At 62.4% G+C, this 20,248-nt stretch carries 18 protein-coding genes and 1 pseudogene; 14 read left to right on the forward strand and 5 right to left on the reverse strand.

What is annotated here, in order from left to right; translation table 11 throughout:
* The first annotated feature begins 234 nt into the window (after nt 1–234).
* The 3 genes and pseudogenes from AC1DCM_RS14435 to AC1DCM_RS14445 all read left to right on the forward strand — a co-directional run bounded on the left by AC1DCM_RS14435 (nt 235) and on the right by AC1DCM_RS14445 (nt 6,441).
* A complete protein-coding gene (locus AC1DCM_RS14435; RefSeq protein ID WP_477518763.1) occupies nt 235–1,692 on the forward strand; it encodes a DUF3375 family protein in 1,458 nt (485 codons plus the stop codon).
* Nucleotides 1,685–2,563, forward strand: a pseudogene (locus AC1DCM_RS14440) (DUF4194 domain-containing protein); the annotation flags it as partial. The gene AC1DCM_RS14435 and the pseudogene AC1DCM_RS14440, both read left to right, overlap by 8 nt.
* A gap of 407 nt (nt 2,564–2,970) precedes the next feature.
* Nucleotides 2,971–6,441: an ATP-binding protein gene (locus AC1DCM_RS14445; RefSeq protein WP_477518764.1), complete on the forward strand. Its 3,471-nt coding sequence runs from the start codon at nt 2,971–2,973 to the stop codon at nt 6,439–6,441.
* A 68-nt stretch (nt 6,442–6,509) separates the two neighbouring features.
* Here the strand turns inward: AC1DCM_RS14445 and AC1DCM_RS14450 are convergent, their stop codons facing one another.
* Nucleotides 6,510–7,013: an FBP domain-containing protein gene (locus tag AC1DCM_RS14450; RefSeq protein ID WP_377655101.1), complete on the reverse strand. Its 504-nt coding sequence runs from the start codon at nt 7,011–7,013 to the stop codon at nt 6,510–6,512.
* Between the two features lie 391 nt (nt 7,014–7,404).
* Here AC1DCM_RS14450 and AC1DCM_RS14455 point away from each other — a divergent pair, with 391 nt between their 5' ends.
* The 6 genes from AC1DCM_RS14455 (at nt 7,405) to AC1DCM_RS14480 (ending at nt 13,775) form a co-directional block, all read left to right on the forward strand.
* On the forward strand, nt 7,405–8,490 hold the full coding sequence (locus tag AC1DCM_RS14455) for an iron-siderophore ABC transporter substrate-binding protein (RefSeq protein WP_477518765.1): 1,086 nt from the start codon (nt 7,405–7,407) through the stop codon (nt 8,488–8,490).
* Between the two features lie 5 nt (nt 8,491–8,495).
* Entirely contained in the window at nt 8,496–9,611 is a 1,116-nt protein-coding gene (locus AC1DCM_RS14460; protein ID WP_477518766.1) for a FecCD family ABC transporter permease, read from the forward strand.
* Nucleotides 9,608–10,717, forward strand: a complete 1,110-nt coding sequence (locus AC1DCM_RS14465) for a FecCD family ABC transporter permease (RefSeq protein WP_477518767.1) — start codon at nt 9,608–9,610, stop codon at nt 10,715–10,717. The genes AC1DCM_RS14460 and AC1DCM_RS14465 overlap by 4 nt, the downstream gene beginning before the upstream one ends.
* 1 nt (nt 10,718) lies before the next feature.
* Nucleotides 10,719–11,543 (forward strand): ABC transporter ATP-binding protein, encoded by an 825-nt coding sequence (locus AC1DCM_RS14470; protein ID WP_477518768.1) that lies wholly within the window; start codon nt 10,719–10,721, stop codon nt 11,541–11,543.
* Nucleotides 11,540–12,595, forward strand: a complete 1,056-nt coding sequence (locus AC1DCM_RS14475; RefSeq protein WP_477518769.1) for a siderophore-interacting protein — start codon at nt 11,540–11,542, stop codon at nt 12,593–12,595. The genes AC1DCM_RS14470 and AC1DCM_RS14475 overlap by 4 nt, the downstream gene beginning before the upstream one ends.
* 343 nt (nt 12,596–12,938) lie before the next feature.
* Nucleotides 12,939–13,775, forward strand: coding sequence for an SGNH/GDSL hydrolase family protein (locus tag AC1DCM_RS14480; protein ID WP_477518777.1), 837 nt, complete (start codon nt 12,939–12,941; stop codon nt 13,773–13,775).
* Nucleotides 13,776–13,790: 15 nt separating this feature from the next.
* Here AC1DCM_RS14480 and AC1DCM_RS14485 read toward each other — a convergent pair whose 3' ends face one another.
* Complete coding sequence (locus AC1DCM_RS14485) at nt 13,791–14,078, reverse strand: YciI family protein (RefSeq protein WP_477518770.1); 288 nt, start codon at nt 14,076–14,078, stop codon at nt 13,791–13,793.
* Nucleotides 14,079–14,146: 68 nt separating this feature from the next.
* Here AC1DCM_RS14485 and AC1DCM_RS14490 point away from each other — a divergent pair, with 68 nt between their 5' ends.
* On the forward strand, nt 14,147–14,626 hold the full coding sequence (locus AC1DCM_RS14490) for a MarR family winged helix-turn-helix transcriptional regulator (RefSeq protein WP_216927438.1): 480 nt from the start codon (nt 14,147–14,149) through the stop codon (nt 14,624–14,626).
* A gap of 39 nt (nt 14,627–14,665) precedes the next feature.
* Nucleotides 14,666–15,430, forward strand: a complete 765-nt coding sequence (locus AC1DCM_RS14495) for an SGNH/GDSL hydrolase family protein (RefSeq protein WP_477518771.1) — start codon at nt 14,666–14,668, stop codon at nt 15,428–15,430.
* A gap of 10 nt (nt 15,431–15,440) precedes the next feature.
* Here AC1DCM_RS14495 and AC1DCM_RS14500 read toward each other — a convergent pair whose 3' ends face one another.
* From AC1DCM_RS14500 to AC1DCM_RS14510, 3 genes are read right to left on the reverse strand one after another with little or no spacing between them, the layout of a single operon-like run.
* A complete protein-coding gene (locus AC1DCM_RS14500) occupies nt 15,441–16,262 on the reverse strand; it encodes an FAD:protein FMN transferase (protein WP_477518772.1) in 822 nt (273 codons plus the stop codon).
* On the reverse strand, nt 16,246–16,716 hold the full coding sequence (locus AC1DCM_RS14505; protein ID WP_477518773.1) for an FMN-binding protein: 471 nt from the start codon (nt 16,714–16,716) through the stop codon (nt 16,246–16,248). Before AC1DCM_RS14505 ends, AC1DCM_RS14500 begins: the two co-directional genes overlap by 17 nt.
* Nucleotides 16,713–18,173 (reverse strand): ferredoxin reductase family protein, encoded by a 1,461-nt coding sequence (locus AC1DCM_RS14510; RefSeq protein ID WP_477518774.1) that lies wholly within the window; start codon nt 18,171–18,173, stop codon nt 16,713–16,715. Before AC1DCM_RS14510 ends, AC1DCM_RS14505 begins: the two co-directional genes overlap by 4 nt.
* 395 nt (nt 18,174–18,568) lie before the next feature.
* Between AC1DCM_RS14510 and rpmB the strand changes: the two genes are divergently transcribed.
* Genes rpmB through rpsN form a run of 3 tightly spaced genes read left to right on the forward strand, consistent with a single transcriptional unit; the run spans nt 18,569 to nt 19,282 of the window.
* Nucleotides 18,569–18,805: a 50S ribosomal protein L28 gene (gene rpmB / locus AC1DCM_RS14515; RefSeq protein ID WP_011776361.1), complete on the forward strand. Its 237-nt coding sequence runs from the start codon at nt 18,569–18,571 to the stop codon at nt 18,803–18,805.
* A complete protein-coding gene (gene rpmG / locus AC1DCM_RS14520; protein ID WP_003798558.1) occupies nt 18,805–18,972 on the forward strand; it encodes a 50S ribosomal protein L33 in 168 nt (55 codons plus the stop codon). The genes rpmB and rpmG overlap by 1 nt, the downstream gene beginning before the upstream one ends.
* Nucleotides 18,973–18,976: 4 nt before the next feature.
* Nucleotides 18,977–19,282: a 30S ribosomal protein S14 gene (rpsN, locus tag AC1DCM_RS14525; protein WP_216927432.1), complete on the forward strand. Its 306-nt coding sequence runs from the start codon at nt 18,977–18,979 to the stop codon at nt 19,280–19,282.
* Nucleotides 19,283–20,248: the final 966 nt, after the last annotated feature.

The following is a 20,248-nucleotide window of genomic DNA, read 5'->3' on the forward strand; positions in this document are numbered from 1 at the left end:
GGGCGTGGTTTTCGGCCAGCACAGAATCGCGTCGCGGCCGTGTCGATATGGGATCGAAACCGAACCGGGGCGGTATGTTACGGAATGATTGCGGGGCCAGCCTTCGAATCGTGCCTGGAAGGCTCGACGGCGGCCCTTTCAGCACCGCCCGACGCGGCGGTGATGCTCTGCGTTAACCTTGTACGGGGCAGTTTCCGCTGCCAGCCAGGTTTCGCAGCAGCTGAAGGAGAGTAGTTGTCCCGTTCAGCCATGTCCTCCGCCGACGCCATCAGTGCCCGGCTTCGCGACCTCGAGCAACTAACCAAAGGTCCAGCCTGGGCCCTCACACGTTCGGCCCCTTGGGTGATCGCGGTGCTGCAGGCTTCCTTCACCCGCACCCGGCCGCAGCTTCCGCTGGAAGAGTTCCATGCCGACGTCGACGCCTTCCTTGAGCAGCTCCGCCGCCAGGAACCAGGGCTGGGCGGCCAGCAGAACGGCAAGGCCTTCGGCGACGAATGGACGCGCAAGCAGTTCCTGACACGCCGCAACCAGTCCGGCCAGATCGTCTACGAGGTCACCGAAGCAGCGGCGCGTGTGCTCGCATTCCTGGACAGCCTCTCAAGCGAGCGTTCCACGCTCAACGGTTCCCGCTTGGGTACGCTGCTTGGCGATGTGGAGAAGCTCGCCAACGAGACCAACCCGGACCAGAGCGCACGTTTGGAGGCGCTGGAGGAAGAAATCCAGGAGCGCCAGCAACTCGTCGAGGACATCAGCTCCGGCGAGTTCGACGGCCTCCTGGACGACGAAGAAGCTGTTGAGGCTGCAGGCAACATCCTTGACCTCGCCGCCAGCCTGCCCGCTGACTACAAGAAAATGCGTGACCGCATCGAGGAGTTGGTGGGCGAACTCCGCAACCAGATCATCGAGGAGTCTCTGAGCAAGGGCGCAACCATGGCCCAGGTTCTGGAGGCCGACAAACGCCTGCGTCAAAGTCCAGAGGGCCGAACGTTCCGCTCCTTCACAGCCTTTCTGGAAGACCCGCAGCAGCAGTTGCGTTTCCGCTCTGCGATCGGGGAGGTCCTGAGCCGTCAGTTCGCGGACGATCTTTCGCACGAGGACCGCGAAACGCTGAAGAACCTCGTGGCCGAACTGCGCACCCAGCACAGCCAGATCCAGAGAATCTACGGCAAGCTCTCCGAGAGCCTGAACACCTATATCCAGAGCGACGACGTCCGCCAGTCGGTCAGCCTGCGCAAGGTCTTAGCTGAGGCAGAGCAAGCCATCCGGTCCATGCCCTACGAGCGTGATCGACCCGGCCTGGTCCGCGGCCCCGTTCTGTACAACGCAGGGTTCGAGTCGCTGGCCATGGTCAAACTTTTCGACCCCGACGAATTTGCAACGCCGCCCCGATTGGCGGACCCCATCGCCTTCAGTGACTCGGACCGGGTTCGGTCAGCCCGCACTGGAAAGGCGAAGCCTGCTGTTGTGCGGGCCGCCATGGCCGGCGCAGCTACCCTGGGCGAGGCGTGGGAAAACCTGCCCGCCGAGGAACGACACGTCAACACTGTCCGAACCCTGTTGTCCATGGCGCTGCATGGTGGTGCGGCCTTCGACCGGGCCGCCTGGGAACACATCGACTTCGAACAAATCGACGGCAGCATCCGCACCGCGTACCTGCCTGTCGTCACGCTGAATGAGGATTCTGATGACTGAGGAAATCACGACGACGGACGTCACCGAGGAGGGGCACGTCACCGTTGAGCACGTTGCCGACGAGCACGGCATCGTTGAGGCGGCTGAAGTCGCGGCTGAAACGGCGTCTCACGCCAGCCATGGTGACCCATTCCGGGTCACCCCGCGGGACACGTTCGTTGACGGCGCCGCGCTCTTCCCGGGCGACACAGGGGTGCTGCCGATGAAGGTCCGTCACGCGCTGGTCAAACTGCTGAAAGGCCCCTACATCGACGGCGGCCGCGACGAGAAGCTCTGGACCACACTCCTGGACAACCAACTCATTCTCCGCAGCCGCCTCTCCGAACTGTTCCTCACTCTCCAGCTGGATCACGACCGCAAGATCGCCGTCCTCCGCCCCGTCGACCCCGAGATCATCGGCGCCAGCTCACGATCAAGCATCCTCCGGCAACAGCGTGCACTGAGCCGCGTGGAAACCATCGTCCTCCTCCGCCTGCGCCTCCTCCTGGACCGCCACGTCACAGCCCAGACGGACCCCACCATCACCCGCGAAGAGATCTCGGACCTCGTCGCCAATTACACCCCCGCAGGCCAACAGGATGCACTCCGCGACTCCGACGTCGTCACCCGCACCATCACCAAACTCCTGGCCCGCCAACTCCTCCTCCCCACCCCCTTGGACGACACGTACACCATCAGCAACGCCCTCCCGCTGGCCCTCCCCTTCGAAAACATCGGCGACATCCCAGCCCAAATAGAGGCCCTCATAGCGGTAGCCGCCGACGAATCAGGAACAGAGCCGCTGCTGGATCTGGATTCTGAGAGCCTCGACTCCTCTGCCGACGACGACGCCGCTGACGGGCACGACTCTGATGGTGAGGACGACGACGCCGATGCCGCCCCCGCCCCTTCGCCGGACGACTCTGCTGCAAGCAGCGAGCCGCCCGGCTCCGGCATGCCCGATGCCACTCCCGGGGCGGCATCGGCGCCGTCTACCTTGGGTGCCGACCTCACCGACGCGGACGTACCAGAAGTCCTCAATCCAGCGCCGTCAGCCGCCATCGCTGACCACGAAAATGAAGATGGTGCCGGGGTCAATCCAAATGGCGACCTCGTCGATCTTGCTAAACGGTTTGACGCGGGTTCGGAAGCCGGGAACGGCACGAGCGGCGATCCCGGAGACATGCGGCAGCATGCGTCTAAGGGAGGAACGACCGAGCATGCAGAGCATGTGTCCGGTACCGCCGCGGACAGCAGTACCGCCGCGATAGGCGACCAGACAACAGAGGAGCCAGCCAAGTGACGATCGCAACGATGCTCCCGCTCGGCGAGCTCACGAACCCCGGACAGATGCGCCTGGCACTCGTGCAGGTGGTCAACTGGGGCACGTTCCATGGGGCCCACACTATGCACGTGGACCGCAACGGCACCCTTTTGACGGGCAATTCCGGCGTCGGCAAGTCGACGTTGTTTGATGCCATGCTCCGGGTGTTTGATGCCCGCCCGCGGTCCAATGAGGCTGCTGCTCAGCGTTCCGGGGGCGCTGTGGAGGACAAGAGGACCACGTTTACTTATATGCGCGGCAAGGTCGGTGATAAGGCTGTTGGCGATGGTTCGGCCAGTGCCTTCCAGCGCCCTGGTGCCACGTGGTCCGCCGTCGCTCTGACGTTTGATAACGCGGCCGGCACGAAGGTGACGGTCTCTGCGCTGTTTGATTTGCCGAAGAATGGCACGGAGTCCAGCGTCGGGCGTTTTTATGTGATTGACAACAAGCCGCTGGACTTGGAAGCGATCGAGGGGATTGCCCAGAAGAGGTTCACCAAGGGTGCCCTGGAAGGGATCTTCCCTGACGGCCAGGTCTTCGACGTCCATAAGACGTTTGCGGAGCGGTTCCGCAGGCTCCTCGGCATCAATTCTGACCAGGCACTTCCCTTGCTGCGTGTGATTCAGGCCGGGAAGGGCCTTGGCGGCAGCGTTAATACGTTCTTCCGCGACCAGGTACTTGATGCTCCGGCTACGTTGGCTGCGGCTGATGATGTGGTGGAGGAATTCAGCAACCTGATGTCCATCCGCCAGCGATTGGAGGATGTCCGGCAGCAGCGCGACCAATTGGCGCCGGTTCCGGGGCTGAACAAGGACTATGCTCAGGCGTTGTTGGATGCGAACAGGCTTCGCGAGTTGGCTGGCGAGGAATTTGAAGCGTACAAGCAGCAGCTTGCGGTCACTGTCCACGCCAAGACCTTGGCGCGTTTCAAGGAATTGGCTCAGTCCAAGGCGCAGGAGCTCGCGGCCGAGCGCACGGTCCGGGATGCCTTGGCCAAGGAACTCCGTGAGCTGGAGCTGGATTACAACAACCGCGGCGGTAACGCGATTTCGGCTATCGAGCAATCGTTGGAGAACGCCCGAGTAAGTCTGAAGTTGCGCCAACAGGTGGAGGAATCCGCCCGCAAGGCGCTGGCCGATGCAGGGCTGAACCTTGAATGGTCTGCCGAGGGCTGGGACCAGGCCCATGAGCAGGCTGCCACCCGTTCGGCGGAGTTGAAGGACGATTCGGAGGCTTTGAAGGAGCTCCGTTTCGAGGCCTTCGACGGCCATGCGACCAAAAAACGCGAGCTGGCCGCCGCTGAGCAGGAGCTGCTGTCGCTGCGGTCGCGCAAATCTCTGCTGCCGCCGTCGAGTATTGAGAACAGAGCCGCGATTGCAGCTGCAACCGGCATCCCCGAGGAGCGGATGCCGTTCGGCGGCGAGTTGATTGACCTCGCCGAGGGCCAGGATCAGTGGCGTCCGGCCGCAGAGCGCGCACTGCGTAACCTCGCCACCACGCTGTTGGTCCCTGGAGAGCATTTCGCTGCGGTTACGCGGTACTTGAACGACAACACGGTCCGGGGCGCACTGCGTGCAGTGGATGTGTCCAAGCCCGTTGCCGGTGGCGCGCTGGCTGTGGAGGACGTGTCCGACGGCGACCTCTTGACTAAGTTGAGCATCCTCACCTCGGGCGCCAACGCCGACGCCGGCGAGTGGATCCGCGAGCGGATCGCCTTGGACTTCGCGTACCCGTGCGTGGAGGACCCGGACGAGCTTGCTTCGATGGATAAGGGCCTCAGCCTGGGTGGTGTGGTCAAACGCAACCGGCACACCGTGGAAAAGGACGACCGTTTCACGAGCCGGCAGGATTACGTCCTCGGCTTCGATAATGCGTCCAAGCTTGAACTGGTGGCGGCCAGGGTGGGCGAGCTGGAAAACGAGCTCGCAAAGGCTGCCGAATTGGCGCAAAGCCGTGAGGATTCCCACCAAGGGATGGCCCGCCAATTGGAAGCCCTTCGCCGGGTGGCCGAGGATGAGCGTCCATGGGAACAGGTCTCCGCAGCGGTTGCGGCGGACGAGCTTACCCGGATTGAGCAGCGGCTGACGGACGCACTGGCTGCCCAGGCGGACCTGGAACCGTTGCGCGCCAACATCGAGGCCGTACGGGAAAAGCACCAGTCCTCCACAGGCGCGGCCGCCGTGCTGCAGAGTGAATACAAAGCGCTCGACCAAAAGATGGTCACAGCTGACGGCCTGCTCGATGCCGCGAGGTTGAAGCTTGAGCAAGCACCGCCGTCGAGCTCTACCGTGGCCGCGCTGGAACCGTATTTTGCCGGCGTCGGCGAGGTGTCCGAACTTTACGAACTCGACAACCTGGCCAACAGCGTCCGCAACAAGCTGCTCGACGAGCTGCACGCCGCCGAATCACGCAGCCAGGCTACGGCAGAGCGTCTGACGCGAATATTCGAGGCTTTCGTGCGCGACTGGGGCAGCGCTATCAGCGCTGACTATGGCACGTCCATTGGTGCTGCCGGGGACTTCGAATCGCGATATCACGCGATCGTGAGCGATGGCTTGCCCGCCCAGGAGGCGGAGTTCCGGCTGTTCTTCAACCAGCGCACGCACGAATCGTTCAGTACGCTCCTGCACCTGCTGGACGAGGAGCGCCGGAGCATCACCAGCCGGATCCTGCCCCTCAACGGCATCCTGTCCGAGGTCAATTTCCACGAAGGCAGCTATCTGGAACTGGACATCAAGCAGACGCTTCCGGCTACGGCCAAGCAGTTCAAGGATGCGATCCAGAACGCGCTGAAGGCCAAGCACACGCGGCCCTCCCGCAGTGCGTCTGCCGCGGCTGGAACAGAGGCCGACGACGACGCCGAGCTCACCGCCCGCTACAAGTCCCTGGAGACCCTTGTGAAGCGTCTCGGTTCCCAAACTCCTGAGGACCGCCGTTGGCGCGCCGAGGTTTTGGACGTCCGCGGTCACCTGTTTATCCAGTGCAAGGAGCACAGGGAGGTGGCGGCGAAGTCGGCCAGAACGGGCAAGTCCGGTAAGAAGAAGACCGAGGTCTTCATGCATGCCGATACCGGTTCCATGTCCGGCGGTGAGCGTCAGCGGTTCACGGCGTTCATCATGGCAGCGGCCTTGAGCTACCAGCTGGGCATTGCCGAGCAGGGCTTCACCACCTACGGCACGGTGATGATGGACGAAGCTTTCGTGTTGGCATCCGAGGAATTCGCCGGGGCCGGAATCAAGGCGCTCCACGAATTCGGCTTCCAGTTGTTGCTGGCCGCGCCGGAAAACGTGATCGATCTGTCCCGGCACCTTGGCTCGGTCACGGAAATCCTCCGCGACAAGCGGACCAACCGCTCCGGCGTGCTCACCGCTCCCGTCATTGCAGGCCTTGGCGAGCCTGGCGCATGGCGATCCGAAGCCAACCCCGTAGACATCGTCCTCCGATAAAGCAACGCGGGGTCACTTATGGCCCGTGGTGGAGACCTTAATGGGCCATATGTGACCCCGCGTTGGTTTTAGCGGGTGGAAGTCCCGCGCACCCGATCCAGGAACTGGGCCGTCCGCTCTTCGAGCCCGGCGATTTGCCGAACCACGACGACGGCCGGGTCCGGGTTGATCTCGTTGGCGGGCGGTTCCTTGCGCACATTGGCGCTGCAACCGAACTCGGCACAGATCAGGGTCCCAACGGTGTTGCCGTCCTTGCCTGACTGTCCGGCCTTCTTGGCAACCCACAGGTAGACGTCATCCTTGGAGAACACGTCGCGGCACAGTTCACAGAGCACCACGCGCTTCTTCCCTGAGCCACCTTCAGGAGCGCGAAGCATGATTCCGGTGAGCTTGCCCCGGTGCGGCACCACCAGGTAACCGCGCTGCGGCATTTTTTCGTCGCGCCAACCGAGGAACTCAAGGTTGTCCCAGTCGATGGTTTCAAAGTCGCGGGGAAGATTGAGCTTGGCAGCTTCGGACCGGCTGGCATTGATGAACGATGAACGGATTTGTTGGGCAGTGATTTTCTGCACGGCAAAGCTTCTTTCGGAGATGATCGACGTCGCGCAAACAGGAGCGCGTTAACTGGCAGGGGGCGTCGGTCACCAGTGAAAGCGAGGCACAGCAAAGAGACCCAAAATAGGGGTGCCAGGGCTGGGAGCTAGAGTGATGCCGACGGGTGGGGGAGTGCCAAGCAGGCCAAAATGGCCACCTCGCCAACCATGGCTGCTGCAACGGAATCCGTGCGCACGCTCATCTCCTCGTCGTTCTCTCTGGAACTCGTCGTTCTCCCTGGAAGCGGTAGTCCGCTGCCGATATCTTAGCAATGCCCTGGCGAGGTGATTACGTTATGCAAACGTTTCGTAATTATTCAAAGGGTAGGCTAGCCTTACTTAGGTTCGCATCCCTTACCTAAGGAGTCCCGTGGCTTCCCTTCTTCCACGCCGTGCCCTGCTGAAGACCGCAGGCACCGCCACAGCCGCTTTGGCCGTCGTCGCCCTTTCCCTCACTGGCTGCTCCACCGGGCCCGCCACCACCACGACTCCTGCGACGGAGCAGGCAGAAACCGCTGCCTTCCCCGTGACCATCAAGCACGCTTTCGGTGAGACCACCATCAAGGAACAGCCCAAGCGCGTAGTCACCATCTCCTGGGTCAATGACGACGTCGCAATAGCCCTGGGCGTTGTCCCGGTTGGCGTTCCCAAGAACGAGTGGGGCAATAACGACAAGGGCTCCACGCCGTGGAAGGATGCCGCGCTGGAAAAGCTTGGGGCAGGCTTCGGTTCGGACAAGGCTCCCGTGCAGTTCTCCGAGGCGGACGGCATCAACTTCACAGAGATCGCCAAGCTGAACCCGGACGTCATACTCGGCGCCTACTCCGGCCTGGAGGAAGCCGATTACAAGAAGCTTTCGGAAATCGCTCCCGTGGTTGCTTACCCGGAGCTCGCCTACGGTACGCCGTGGCAGGAGAGCGCCACCATCATCGGTAAGGCCCTCGGCAAGGAAGCCGAAGCCAAGAAGCTGATCGAGGACACCGAAGCCACCGTCAAGGACAAGGTTTCCAAGTACCCGCAGATCAAGGACAAGACCTTTATCTACGGCAACCTGGAGCCGGCCAAGGGCGACGGCGTGAACGTCTACACGGCCATCGACAACCGCCCGCGCTTCCTCTCCGAAATCGGCATGAAGCTCGCTCCGGTAGTGGAGCAGAACACGAAGACCAACAAGGACTTCTTCATCCCGTGGTCTGCTGAGAAAGCCAACGAGCTCCAGTCCGATGTCTTCGTGACGTGGGTGCCGGAAGCCGCCACCGCCGACGCCATCAAGGCCGACCCCCTGCTGGGCCAGATACCCGCCGTCAAGTCCGGCGCACTCGTTGCCGACGCCGATCAAACCCTTACTCTGTCCATCTCCGCCTCCTCGCCGCTGAGCCTGCCGTGGGCCCTGGACACGTTCCTGCCGCAGCTGGGCAGCGCAGCGGACAAGGCTGCCGACGCGGCAGGCAAGTAACTGCAATGAAATTGAGTGCGACTACGGCGGCTTCCGTGGGGAAGGTTGGCGGCACATCAGTGCCGGGTAACCAGCGAGGTAGCGACCCCCGGAGCAATGCGGCGGGAGGGGGAACCCGTCCCAACGTGACAGGTGGGCGGAGTGCCTGGCTGGTGGCCGCCGTCGTCGTACTCGTCGCTGCGTGCGCAGCATCCTTGGCAATCGGCGCGCGCGGGCTTCCCCTGACCACCATTTGGGAAGCACTCACCAACTTCAATCCTGAAAGCGGCGACCACGCAGTGGTCATCGCACGGATTCCCCGAACAGTATTGGGTCTCCTGGCAGGCGCCGCCCTGGGCTTGGCCGGAGCGGCAATGCAAGGAGTGGCCCGCAATCCCCTGGCTGATCCCGGCATCCTGGGACTCAACGCGGGTGCGGCCCTGGCTGTTGTCGTGGGCATCTATGTTTTCGGTGTCGGTTCGCTGACCGGCTACATTTGGTTCGCCTTCATCGGCGCCGCAGCAGCCGCCGTCGTCGTTTACGCGATCGCATCCAGGGGTCGTGACGGCGCGACGCCGGTCAAGCTCGCCCTCGCGGGTGCGGCGCTGAGCGCGGGCTTGTTCTCGCTGATGAACGTCATCCTGGTTTCAAGTCAGGACACTTTGGACCGATTCCGGTTCTGGCAGGTGGGAAGCATTGGCGGACGCGATTGGTCCGTCCTGTTGCCCGCACTTCCCTTCCTGGCCGTCGGCGCCGTGATCGTCCTGGCCAGTGGCCGCATCTTGAACAGCCTCGCGTTGGGTGACGACATCGCCCGTGGACTTGGCCAGAATGTGGCCCTGTCCCGCGGAATCGTTGGCCTGGGGATCGTCTTGCTATGCGGATCCGCTACTGCGCTGGCTGGACCCATTGGCTTCCTCGGCCTGGTGATTCCCCACGCTGTTCGCTCGCTCACTGGTCCGGACTACCGCTGGATCCTGCCGTTCTCCACGATCTCGGCGCCCATCCTGCTGATCATCGCCGATGTGATCGGCCGCGTGGTCCTGCTTCCGGGAGAAGTTCCCGCCGGCATCATGACCGCGCTCGTGGGGGCGCCGGTCTTTGTTTGGCTCATCCGCCGCGGAAAGGGGGCCGGGCTGTGACCACCGTTCACAAACTCCCCACCGAGTTGGCACTTAACACCAATGATTCCCAGAAACATGGGCATCAAATGTCACTTCGGCGCGTGCTCAGCCCCACGCTTTTTCTGGGCTTCGCCCTCGTGGTGATGTTCAGCGTGTACGTTCTCCTGGGCAGCTACACCGTCACCATTCCTGATTTCTTCACCATCGTCATCAACCACCTGACCGGGGGCGAGAAAATTCCAGGAGCCAGCTTCATCGTGATGGAGCACAAGCTGCCGCGCGCTACCGTCGGAACGCTGATCGGCGTGGCCTTTGGCCTGGCAGGTGCGCTTTTCCAGACCATGCTGCGCAATCCGCTGGCCAGCCCGGATGTCATTGGTATCAGTTACGGCGCCAGTGCTGCAGCCGTGACGGCCATCGTGATCTTTAGTGCTTCCGGGGCCGTCGTTTCCTGGGCAGCTCTTGGCGGAGCGCTGGGTGTTGCTGCCATCATCTACGCGATTTCCCGCGGCGGCTCCGGGGCTGGCGGAGGCAGCCGCGGCAACGCTGCAGGCAACCGCCTCATCCTGGCTGGTGTTGGTATCGCTGCTGCACTTCATGCAGTGGTCAACTTTCTTATGACCCGTGCGGACATCCGTACCGCGGCTGACGTCCTCGTCTGGCTTAACGGTTCCCTGAACTCCGCCACGTGGGACCGGGCAGGCGTCCTCGCAGTGTCCTTGCTGGTTCTGGTTCCGGCTGTCATCATCCTGGCCGGCCCGCTGCGCATCCTCGAACTCGGTGACGATGCAGCCGCCGGCTTGGGCATCAAGGTCAACGCCACCCGGCTGGGACTGGTGTTGACCGCCGTGGGGCTTGCCGCCGTCGCAACGGCCGCTGCCGGTCCCGTCGCGTTCGTCGCTTTCCTGGCCGGACCAATTGCACGCCGCATCGTCCGTAAACCCAGCCTGCCGGCGTCGGCCTTTACCGGCGCGCTGATCGTGCTGGCCGCTGACTTCTTCGCCTCCAGCATCGCCCCCGTCATCCTCGACGGAACCGTCCTCCCGGTCGGCGTCATCACCGGCGCCCTCGGTGCACCCTTCCTGCTGTGGCTCCTGGTCACCTCGAATCGAAAGGAAGCCTGACATGGCCATCCTTAATGCCAAGGACCTGACACTTCAATACGAGCACCGCAAGGTGGTTGAGGGTCTCACCACCGAAATCCCCGAAGGGAAAGTCACCATGATCGTGGGCGCAAATGCCTGCGGTAAGTCCACGCTGCTCCGTGGATTGTCGCGGCTCCTCAAGCCCGCCGGCGGTGCCGTGACCCTCGACGGCAAGGACATCCACTCCCGACCCGCCCGCGAACTCGCGCGCACCCTTGGCCTGCTGCCGCAGCACCCCACTGCACCGGACGGCATCACCGTGCGCGACCTCGTGGGCCGCGGTCGCTACCCGCACCAAGGCTTCTTCCGCAGCTGGAGTTCGACTGACGAGGCCGCGGTGCAGCGGGCGCTCGAAGCCACTGCAACACTGGAACTCGCAGAGCGGAGCGTCGACGAACTGTCCGGTGGCCAGCGCCAGCGCGTCTGGATTGCCATGGCCCTTGCGCAGGAAACCGACGTGCTGCTGCTTGACGAGCCAACCACGTATCTGGACCTTGCGCACCAGGTTGAAGTGTTGGACCTCGTTACGGACCTCAACCGCAGCCGGGGCACCACCGTGGCGATCGTGCTCCACGACCTCAACCTCGCCGCGCGCTACGCCGACCACGTCATCGCCATGAAAGGCGGATGCATCGTGGCCGAAGGACCCGCACCCGTCGTGGTCACCGAGCAACTGGTCTACGACGTCTTTGGCCTGGAATCCCGCGTGGTTCCCGACCCCATCTCGGGAACACCGCTCATTGTCCCCATCGGACGCCACCATGCACAGCCCGTTTCAACCAACGAACTGGAGATCGCCTCATGAGTGCCCAACCAACACGGACCCAAGCGAGCGCCGCCGTGGAACCGATGACCCTCGCCTTCGACGTCACCGTCTCGGCCGTGCAGGACCTGAGCCCAAACTTCCGCCGGATCACGTTTGGAGGCTACTCACTGCGCGGCTTCGGGGTTGCAGGGGACACCTTGGACCTGCGCGTGAAGCTGATGGTTCCTTCATTAGATGCGGACGGCAACGTTCTTCCTTTGCCTCCCTTCAAGATGGAAGAAGCCGGCTGGTACCAGGAATGGTTGGCCATGGACCCGTCCGTCCGCGGTGACATGCGCACTTACACCGTCAGGGCTGAGCGACTCGACGCCGTCTACCCCGAGATCGACATCGACTTTGTGATGCACTTCGACGATGCAGGCCACGGCGGGCCCGCAGCCAACTGGGCGAAAGAAGCCAAGCCCGGCGACGCCATCACCATCATCGGCCCCAACAACCGTGCGGCGCAGTGCACCACAGCCGGAGCCTACGGCGGCATCGAATGGCGCCCCGGCCTGGCCCAGAGAGTCCTGCTCGCCGGCGACGAAACCGCCGTCCCTGCCATCAGCGCAATCTTGGAAAGCCTGCCCGCCGACATGACCGGCCACGCCTTCCTCGAGGTACCCGAAGCCGGCGACTTCCAGGACATCTCCACCGAAGCCGACATTGAAATAACCTGGCTTGCCCGTGGAGCAGCCATCGGACGCTCACGCCCCCACGGCGAACTCCTCAAGGAAGCGGTCGCCAAGGCCGTTCCCGTGCCGGGATGGGTAGGCCTCAAGGGCACAGACTCCGCTGCCGGTCCCGAGCCCGAAGACGTCAACGTGGACCAGGACATCCTCTGGGAAACCCCGCAACGCATGGACACCGCAGCCATCGAAGCCACCAAGAACCCCACTCTGCCTGCCGGCGCACTGCCGTTCTACGCCTGGATCGCCGGGGAAGCGTTCGTGATCAAGGAAATGCGGCGGTACTTGGTGCGGGACGTTGGAATTGATCGGAAGCAAGTGGCGTTCATGGGGTACTGGYGACGGGGCAAGGCAGAGGGCTAAGCGTGTTTTGCCGCCGTTGCTGGGTTGGGCCGCAGCGGCAGTTTTGCCGTCGCTTAGACACAACCCATAGGTGCCGTTCCGGTCGCTGGGCGACCTCCGCGCCACGATGGGCCGCGATGCGCTCCTACACAAAACTGCCGCTGCGGCCTTGCGGGCACGTCGCCCTTCCGATGTTCTCTCACTTCCCGCCGCTTTTTGGGGGATCTTCTTTCACTTCCCGCGGGTTTTTTGGGGATGTTCTTTCACTTCCCCCCGGTTTATGGGGGATGTTCTCTCATGTCCCGTTCGTCCTGTTCACTTGGGGTTGGTTGGGGTGTAACCGTGGGTGGGTAGCGTCGGCTGGATGCGGGATGTTTACGCGGCTGGGCACAGCGGACGACGGCGGTACGTCGCCCTTGGGGATTCCTTCACCGAGGGCGTGGGGGACCCGAGCAAGGTGCTGCCCAATGGGGTTCGCGGGTGGGCAGACCGGGTCGCCGAGAAATTGGCCAAAGCGCAGCCGGGCTGGGAGTACGCGAATCTCGCAGTGCGCAGCAAGAGGCTCCGACACATCATCGATGAACAGCTCGAGCCCGCACTGGCCATGGAGCCAACACTCATCACCTTGTATGCCGGCGGCAATGACATCCTGGACTTTGGCACGAACATGGACGCGCTCCTTAACGACTACGAGTTGCTTGTCGCGCGCCTGAGCGAAACGGGAGCTACGGTGGTCCTCTTTACCGGCTTTGACGTGAAGGTCTCAGCCGTCCTGGAACCATTCAAGAAGCGCAACACCATGTACAACCAAAAGGTCCGTGATGTTGCTGCAAAATATGGGGCGATCCTGGTGGATTACTGGTGCTTCGACGCCTACAAAGACTCACGCATGTGGGCCCCGGACCGGCTCCACATGTCCAAGGCCGGCCACAAGTTTCTCGCCGCACAAGTCCTGGACCACCTAAACGTCCCGCACAAGATTTCTTTGAAGCAGTGGGACCCGCCCCAAAGAATGACCATGCGCGAATGGGAACGCAGGCAGCGGCGCTGGGTGAACGACTGGGTGCTGCCGCTTTTTGGACGTAAACTCCGCGGCGTCACGCTGGGGGACTGCCTGAATCCGCGGTGGCCCCAACCCGTGAAGGTCCCCCGGAAGGGTGGACTGAAGAAACTGGTCGAAAACCAGCAGCCTTCGCAGTGAAGCTGCTAGCAAGCCTCACTTGTCCAGCAGGTTTTCGTAGCCCTCGGCCACGCTGGTCGCGGTGAATTCGATGATCTCGAACTCGGCCACGCCGTTGCTGTAGAACGGGTCTTTGGCCAGTGAGTCATCCAGCGTTGCCCGGTCAGCTTTGGAGAGCAACACGCCGCCCGTGGCTGGAACGCGACGTCCCGACGCAAGGAACACGCCGGCGTCGAACGCTTCCTTAAGCCAGGCCATGTGGCCTGGACGGTGGAAATCGACGATTTCGTCCGGAACTTTGTAGGTCAGGGCAACAACGAACATTCCGTCAGCCTACCGTTTGCGGCTGCAGCAAGGCCGGGCCAACCGGCTAATTCTCCTAAGATGGATCCATGACTGAACCCCGCTGGCTTAATGCCGACGAACGCCGTGCCTGGTTGGCCCTCCTGAGCATCAATACCTTGCTTCCGTCGGCGTTGGATACGCAGCTTCAGTCTGCCGGGAAATTGTCGCTGTTCGACTACAACGTGTTGGCGATGCTCTCGGAAACCGAGGGCCGGTACCTGCCCATGAGCGAGCTCGCGGCCCGGACCAGCGCGTCGCTATCGCGGCTGTCGCACGTGGTCACCAAACTCCAGAAGCGCGGCTGGGTGGAACGCCAGGCGCACCCGGGCGACGCGCGGGTCACCGTTGCCCACCTGACCGAGGCCGGCATGTCCACCATTGTGGCCCTCGCTCCCGGTCACGTTGAGTCCGTGCGGGCGCTGATGCTCGACTCACTCTCGCCCGACGACGTCGCGGACCTCGCGCGCATCGGCGAGAAAATCGTCTCCCGGCTGGACAATAACCACTGGATCCTGCGCGAGTCGTAGCTTTTTACCCAAACGGTCGGCTAATGGCAGACTGGCGGCATGGATTTTTCTGCCCGTTATGTTGCCTTAGGGGATTCCTTCACTGAGGGCGTTGGCGACGACGACCCAACCCGCCCCAACGGCGTCCGGGGATGGGCCGACGTCGTTGCCCGGCAGTTGGCCCACAGCAACGAGGACTTCGGCTATGCCAACCTCGCCATCCGCGGCAGGAAGCTCCGCCAAATCATGGCAGAACAAGTGGACGCGGCGGTCGCATTAAAGCCCACGTTGGTGACGATGTACGCCGGTGCCAACGACATCCTGCGGCCCAAGATCGATATTGATTCGCTTTTGGAGGATTACGACGCCGGCATCGCCAAGTTGAGCGCGACGGGAGCCACCGTAGTGCTTTTCACGGGCTTTGACGCCCGCGGTTCGAAGGTTTTCAGCACGATGCGTGGTCGGACCGCGATCTACAACGAACTGCTGCGCGAAATCGCCGAGAACCATGGTGCCCTGCTGGTGGACTACTGGCGGTTCGATGAGTACTACGACGTCCGGATGTGGGCGCAGGACCGGATGCACATGTCGACCGCGGGCCACGTTAATATGGCCAGGCGCGTGCTGGACGTCCTCGAGCATGAGCATGTGCTCGAGGTCCCGGAGCTCGCGCCGCTTCCCACGCTGAACAGGTCCGAAGCCATCCGGGCAAACGCGCGATGGGTCCGGGAATTCGCCGGCCCGTGGGTGGTGCGCCGTGTGCGGGGGACGTCGTCGGGCGACGGGCTGAGCCCGAGATATCCGGCTCTGATCCGCCCGGTCTAATGGGCGGGGCTCAGGCGCCGTTACGGAAACCCGGCGTGGCGAGCAAAGTCCCGGCCCTGCCAACCGCGAGTACTTCGACGCCCCATTTCTCCACTGCCTGGTCCAAGGTTCGCGTTCCGCCCGCGACGATTGCCGTTGCCAGGACATCAGCCGTGACAATGTCCGGTGACGCGACGGAAACCTGAACAAACTCCGTCCGTTCGGCCCCGACGGTCCAAATGTGTTCTCCCCTTTCAGTCGAGCCAGACGTTGCCAAGGCCGTCATTCCGCCTTCGGCCGAGGCGCTGAGGCGGTATGTACTGAGCAGCTTCTGGCGATCGAACGGATCAACGATGCCCGCCAGCCACAGGTTGGGATCTTCAAAGGCAGAGTCCACGGGCCCGGCTGATCCGTTCACCAGCACGTCCCCGCCAGCGTTGAGGCACCAATCGTGCAGGCCGAGCGCACCTAAGGACAGCGCAGCTTCGCGCATGGCGTGGGCTTTGACGATTCCGGAAAGATCCAACGCGCCGTCCGGTCGCTCGGCCGTGAATGCCCCGTGGGTGTCCACGCGCCATTCCGAGGCCTCCGCATAGACTTCCTGTATTAACTCCGAGGCATAAGCCAACGTCAGTTCGCCACGGGCCAGCCGGCTTGCCTCAGATCCTTCGCGATAAAGGCTGAACGTCAGGTCGAGCTGAGTAAATATCTCTCCTACGACGTCGACGGCGGACTGCAGCTCGTCGACGGCGGTTTGGGCGGACGTGTCGCTCGCCACGGTCAGGCTCACCACAGTGCCCATGCTGCGGAAGGTACGCGCACGGAGCTGTTCGCCGTTAAAAGTTGGCTGCATCGAGGGCCGCCTGGAGGGAGGTGAGATAGGCCTCACTGGTGACGGTCGCGCCACTGACAGTTTGTACATTGGCTGACTGGGCCTGCAGGACCTCGGACCGCAAGACCGGTGCTGCCCGGCTGCTGATCTGTGCAGACTTCCGTTCCGCATCGGTGAGCTGGAGGGGTGTGACCTCGGTGATCTTGCCATTCTGGATTGTCACCTGCACCTGGACTGTGCCGAAACGGGTCCCGACCGACGCGCCGTCGTACGTTGCCGCCGTCGTGCTTTCCGTGCTGCTGCCGCCCCCGGTGGAGGTGCTGCCGTTCTCCGCCGAATCGCCAGCAGACAGGCTGCTGCTCAGGCTTGTTGTGGTGGAAGTACCTGTTTCGGCCACATGGGCGCCTGCTTGCCAGCCCGCGAGCAGGATGCCCGCGGAGGCCAGGGCCGTTGCCATTGCTGCCCGGATTCTCACCAGTCGAACCTTTCGTAGTGGATTTGTTCTGGAGTTAGCCCGGCCGACTGTGCATCCTGCACCACTTTGTCGGCCCAGCCAGCAGGGCCGCAGACGTAGACGTCAGCCTCGGCCACGTCCGGGACATAGGAGTGGAGCGTGAAACCGGCTTGAACGGCTGCTTGGGGCAGCCATTCGTTGGAGCGTGCGGAGCGCGGGCCGGTCAGGTGGAAGAGCGTTGCGCCGCGGGATTGGCAAAGGGCCATGATTTCCTGCCCAAGGAAGAGCTCTGATTCGTCGTGTCCGCGCAGCAAAACAGTTGCATTACCAGGCTCAAATGGGGTGGATTCCAGCAGCGATCTCAGAGGAGTGATGCCAATGCCGGCGCCGATCATCACCACCCTGTTGCGGGACCGGGCGGCGGTGCTGAACATCCCATAGGGTCCTTCAAGGGCGACTCTGGTGCCGGGCCTAAGGCGGGCCAGCCGGTCCGATCCGTCGCCCAGGTTCCGGACCGTGATACGGAGTTTGCCCGCCGTAGTGCCCGTGGCCGGAAGGGGTTCGGCGGACAGGCTGAAGGGGTGCGGCTGCCACCAGAATCCGGGAGCCAGGAACCTCCAGATGAAGAATCTCCCGCCGGAACCAGCGAGCCCGTCCAGGCGCAGTCCAGTCATTTCGATGCTGAAGACGTCTGATGCAACACGGACCACGCGGCTGACCCTGAGCTCATGCCGGAATGTCGCTGCGAGTGGCTTGTAAATCCTGTAGAACAGGAGCGCCGTGCCCGTTCCGATGCAGACGGCCAGCCAATACCAGCGCTGCCAGGTTCCTTCGGCAAAGAGTCCGCCAACGCTGAACTGGTGGGGGATGGCCGTTGCCACGGCTGCATACGTCAGGAGATGGACGACGTACCAGAATTCATAAGGGAACCTGCGACGGACGGCCACCAGCGAGGTCACCACTACGGCGATGAACAGCGCCATAGCGACGAATGCAAGCCACATATCCGGCACGTTGACCCACAGGGAGACGGCCTCGCTGACAGGGTCAAGCCCTTCTGCCGCGCCATAACCGACCGCGATGAGGAGCCCATGTGCAAGCAGCAGGTACAGGGCTGGCTTGCCCAGTGATTTGTGGATCTCAAGAGCACGGTCATGCCCGATTGTGTTGTCGATCAACGGGATCCGGGCCGCGAGAAGCAGCATGAGGAGGACCACGTCCATGCCGACCAAACCAGCCACGATTCCCAGGCTTGTCGCTGTTCCGGCAAAGGAGGAGAATCCGCCTGCGCCGCCGTCTGCGAGCCACAAGGCGACCGCGACCACCGGTGACACCCACCCGAGGAAACCCAAAAGGTCGGCCCGGGCCAGCCGCCGTCGGGCTTGCGCCCGAAAGGGTTCGACGGCGGCTGGTGGCGTCCGTGGGCCCGGCGCCGAGGACCGTTCAGCACCCGAAACACGTGAGAGAAGCGATGTCATGATCCAAGACTCGCCAATGATCCTTTCGTTCTGCTGTGAAAGGGCTTGTGAGGGCTTATGATTCCTGATTGGTCTTAATTTGGCCTGGCCCGTAGAATAGTTAGGCGCTAGGTAGTGCGGATCGTGTGCAATTGCTCCGGTTGGCGGTGAGGTCAGTCTGACTGACATCCCGATGGCCGGTAGTTAGGGGCTCAAGTTGCGTGCATTCCTGTATTCGCCCGGTATCCCAGGATCTGTTCCAGTGTTTATCACTGCCCGGTTCTGAGGCCCAACCTTCTTCGCCGTACTTGATGCGGAAACTACCGAAATGGTATGGATCGGATGCGAACGCTGCCTGTCGCACGGTAACGCAGGAACATCTGCACACCRTTACATTCAATCTTTGGAGGAGAGTCATGGCAGCACACTGCCAAGTGACCGGGGCCGAGCCGGGCTTTGGACACAGCATTTCGCACTCGCACCGCCGCAACAAGCGTCGGTTCGACCCGAACATTCAGAAGAAGCGCTACTGGGTTCCGTCCCTGCGCCGTAACGTCACGCTGACCCTGTCAGCCCGTGGCATCAAGACAATCGACGTACGCGGCATCGACTCTGTCGTCGCCGACATCCTGGCACGAGGAGTAAAGCTCTAATGGCAAAGGACAAGGACGTACGTCCGATCATCAAGCTGAAGTCCACTGCGGGCACGGGTTACACCTACGTAACGCGCAAGAACCGTCGTAACGATCCTGACCGTCTGGTCCTGAAGAAGTACGACCCCAAGATCCGCCAGCACGTCGAATTCCGAGAGGAGCGCTAAACACATGGCAAAGAAGTCCAAGATTGCTCGCAACGAGCAGCGCAAGGTCATTGTTGAGCGTTACGCTGCCAAGCGTCTCGAACTGAAGAAGACCCTGGTTGACCCCAACGCGACTGACGAAGCACGCGAAGCTGCACGCCTCGGCCTGCAGAAGCTGCCCCGCAACGCCTCCCCGATCCGTCTGCGTAACCGCGACCAGATCGACGGCCGTCCCCGCGGCACCTTCCAGAAGTTCGGTATCTCCCGTGTTCGCTTCCGCGACATGGCTCACCGCGGTGAGCTCCCGGGCATCACCAAGTCTTCCTGGTAATCACGAAGCTCTGAAAGGGCCGGTAACCGTTATGGTTGCCGGCCTTTTCTGCGTTTAAGCGCGCTTGTCTGTGGTACCGGTGCGGCGTGTGGCTTGGGCGGGGGTCATCCTCTGCGCGCTCGGTCGTTCCTCCCTTGGACGCGCGCTGCCGGATGACCCCCGCCCCCTTCGGTTGTTCTCTCACGTAATCGTTGTTTTTGAGCGTCCTTCTCTCACATCGCGACGTGTTTGGGGGATCGTTCTGTCACGTCCCGAAGTGTTTCGAGCGTCGTTCTCTCACGTAATCGTTGTTTTTGAGCGTCCTTCTCTCACGTCCGGACGTGTTTGGGGGTTTGTTCTCTCATGTTGTGTCGGCTTTTGGGTTGGAGGGGGTTGGGAATGTTCGACGGCGGTTGCTGGGTTGGGTGCGCGGCTGTCTGGCTGGGTGGGGTTTTGGTTGGTGTGACGGGGTTCACGGGTGGTTGTTGTGGTGGTTTTGGGCTGTTTTTGGGTTTGGGTGGTTCTGTTTGGCTTGTGTTTGCGGGGTTTGTGGGGGTGTGAGGGTGGATTTGTGTCGGGGCTGCTGGGCGTGTAATGTCTTCTGAGTCGCCGCGAGTGAGACAGCCTGGTGCTGGGAACTGCGGGGGCCAACCCCTTTGATAACAGCCTGGAATATGGTGCGCTTTGGGCGTGCCGGTAACGGGTGGGGCCGATGCGGCGGGATCGAAAATCGCGGAAACGTTGATTTGCATGGTTCCGGTTGATCGGGTAAGTTTGAAAAGTTGCTCCGGAGCGATCCTGTGGCCCTGTTAGGGGTTCTGGTGGTGCCGGTTAGTGTCTGTTGTTTGAGAACTCAATAGTGTGCCAAGTTTGTTGATGCCGATTGTTTTATTGATTGGTTGAAATTATGGCCAGGCCGTTGCGCACCCCCGTGTGTGGTGGTTTGGTTTTCAGCTGGTTTCGAATTTTGTGCAGCCGTGCCTGTCG

This window comes from Paenarthrobacter sp. 10N417 (assembly GCF_056394745.1).

Coding starts and splice junctions, on each gene's coding strand:
- rpsN (WP_216927432.1), top strand. CDS start 18,977: ATGGCAAAGAAGTCCAAGATTGCTCGCAACGAGCAGCGCAAGGTCATT.
- AC1DCM_RS14480 (WP_477518777.1), top strand. CDS start 12,939: ATGCGGGATGTTTACGCGGCTGGGCACAGCGGACGACGGCGGTACGTC.
- AC1DCM_RS14490 (WP_216927438.1), top strand. CDS start 14,147: ATGACTGAACCCCGCTGGCTTAATGCCGACGAACGCCGTGCCTGGTTG.
- AC1DCM_RS14500 (WP_477518772.1), bottom strand. CDS start 16,262: ATGCAGCCAACTTTTAACGGCGAACAGCTCCGTGCGCGTACCTTCCGC.
- rpmB (WP_011776361.1), top strand. CDS start 18,569: ATGGCAGCACACTGCCAAGTGACCGGGGCCGAGCCGGGCTTTGGACAC.
- AC1DCM_RS14485 (WP_477518770.1), bottom strand. CDS start 14,078: ATGTTCGTTGTTGCCCTGACCTACAAAGTTCCGGACGAAATCGTCGAT.
- rpmG (WP_003798558.1), top strand. CDS start 18,805: ATGGCAAAGGACAAGGACGTACGTCCGATCATCAAGCTGAAGTCCACT.
- AC1DCM_RS14470 (WP_477518768.1), top strand. CDS start 10,719: ATGGCCATCCTTAATGCCAAGGACCTGACACTTCAATACGAGCACCGC.
- AC1DCM_RS14510 (WP_477518774.1), bottom strand. CDS start 18,173: ATGACATCGCTTCTCTCACGTGTTTCGGGTGCTGAACGGTCCTCGGCG.
- AC1DCM_RS14460 (WP_477518766.1), top strand. CDS start 8,496: ATGAAATTGAGTGCGACTACGGCGGCTTCCGTGGGGAAGGTTGGCGGC.
- AC1DCM_RS14495 (WP_477518771.1), top strand. CDS start 14,666: ATGGATTTTTCTGCCCGTTATGTTGCCTTAGGGGATTCCTTCACTGAG.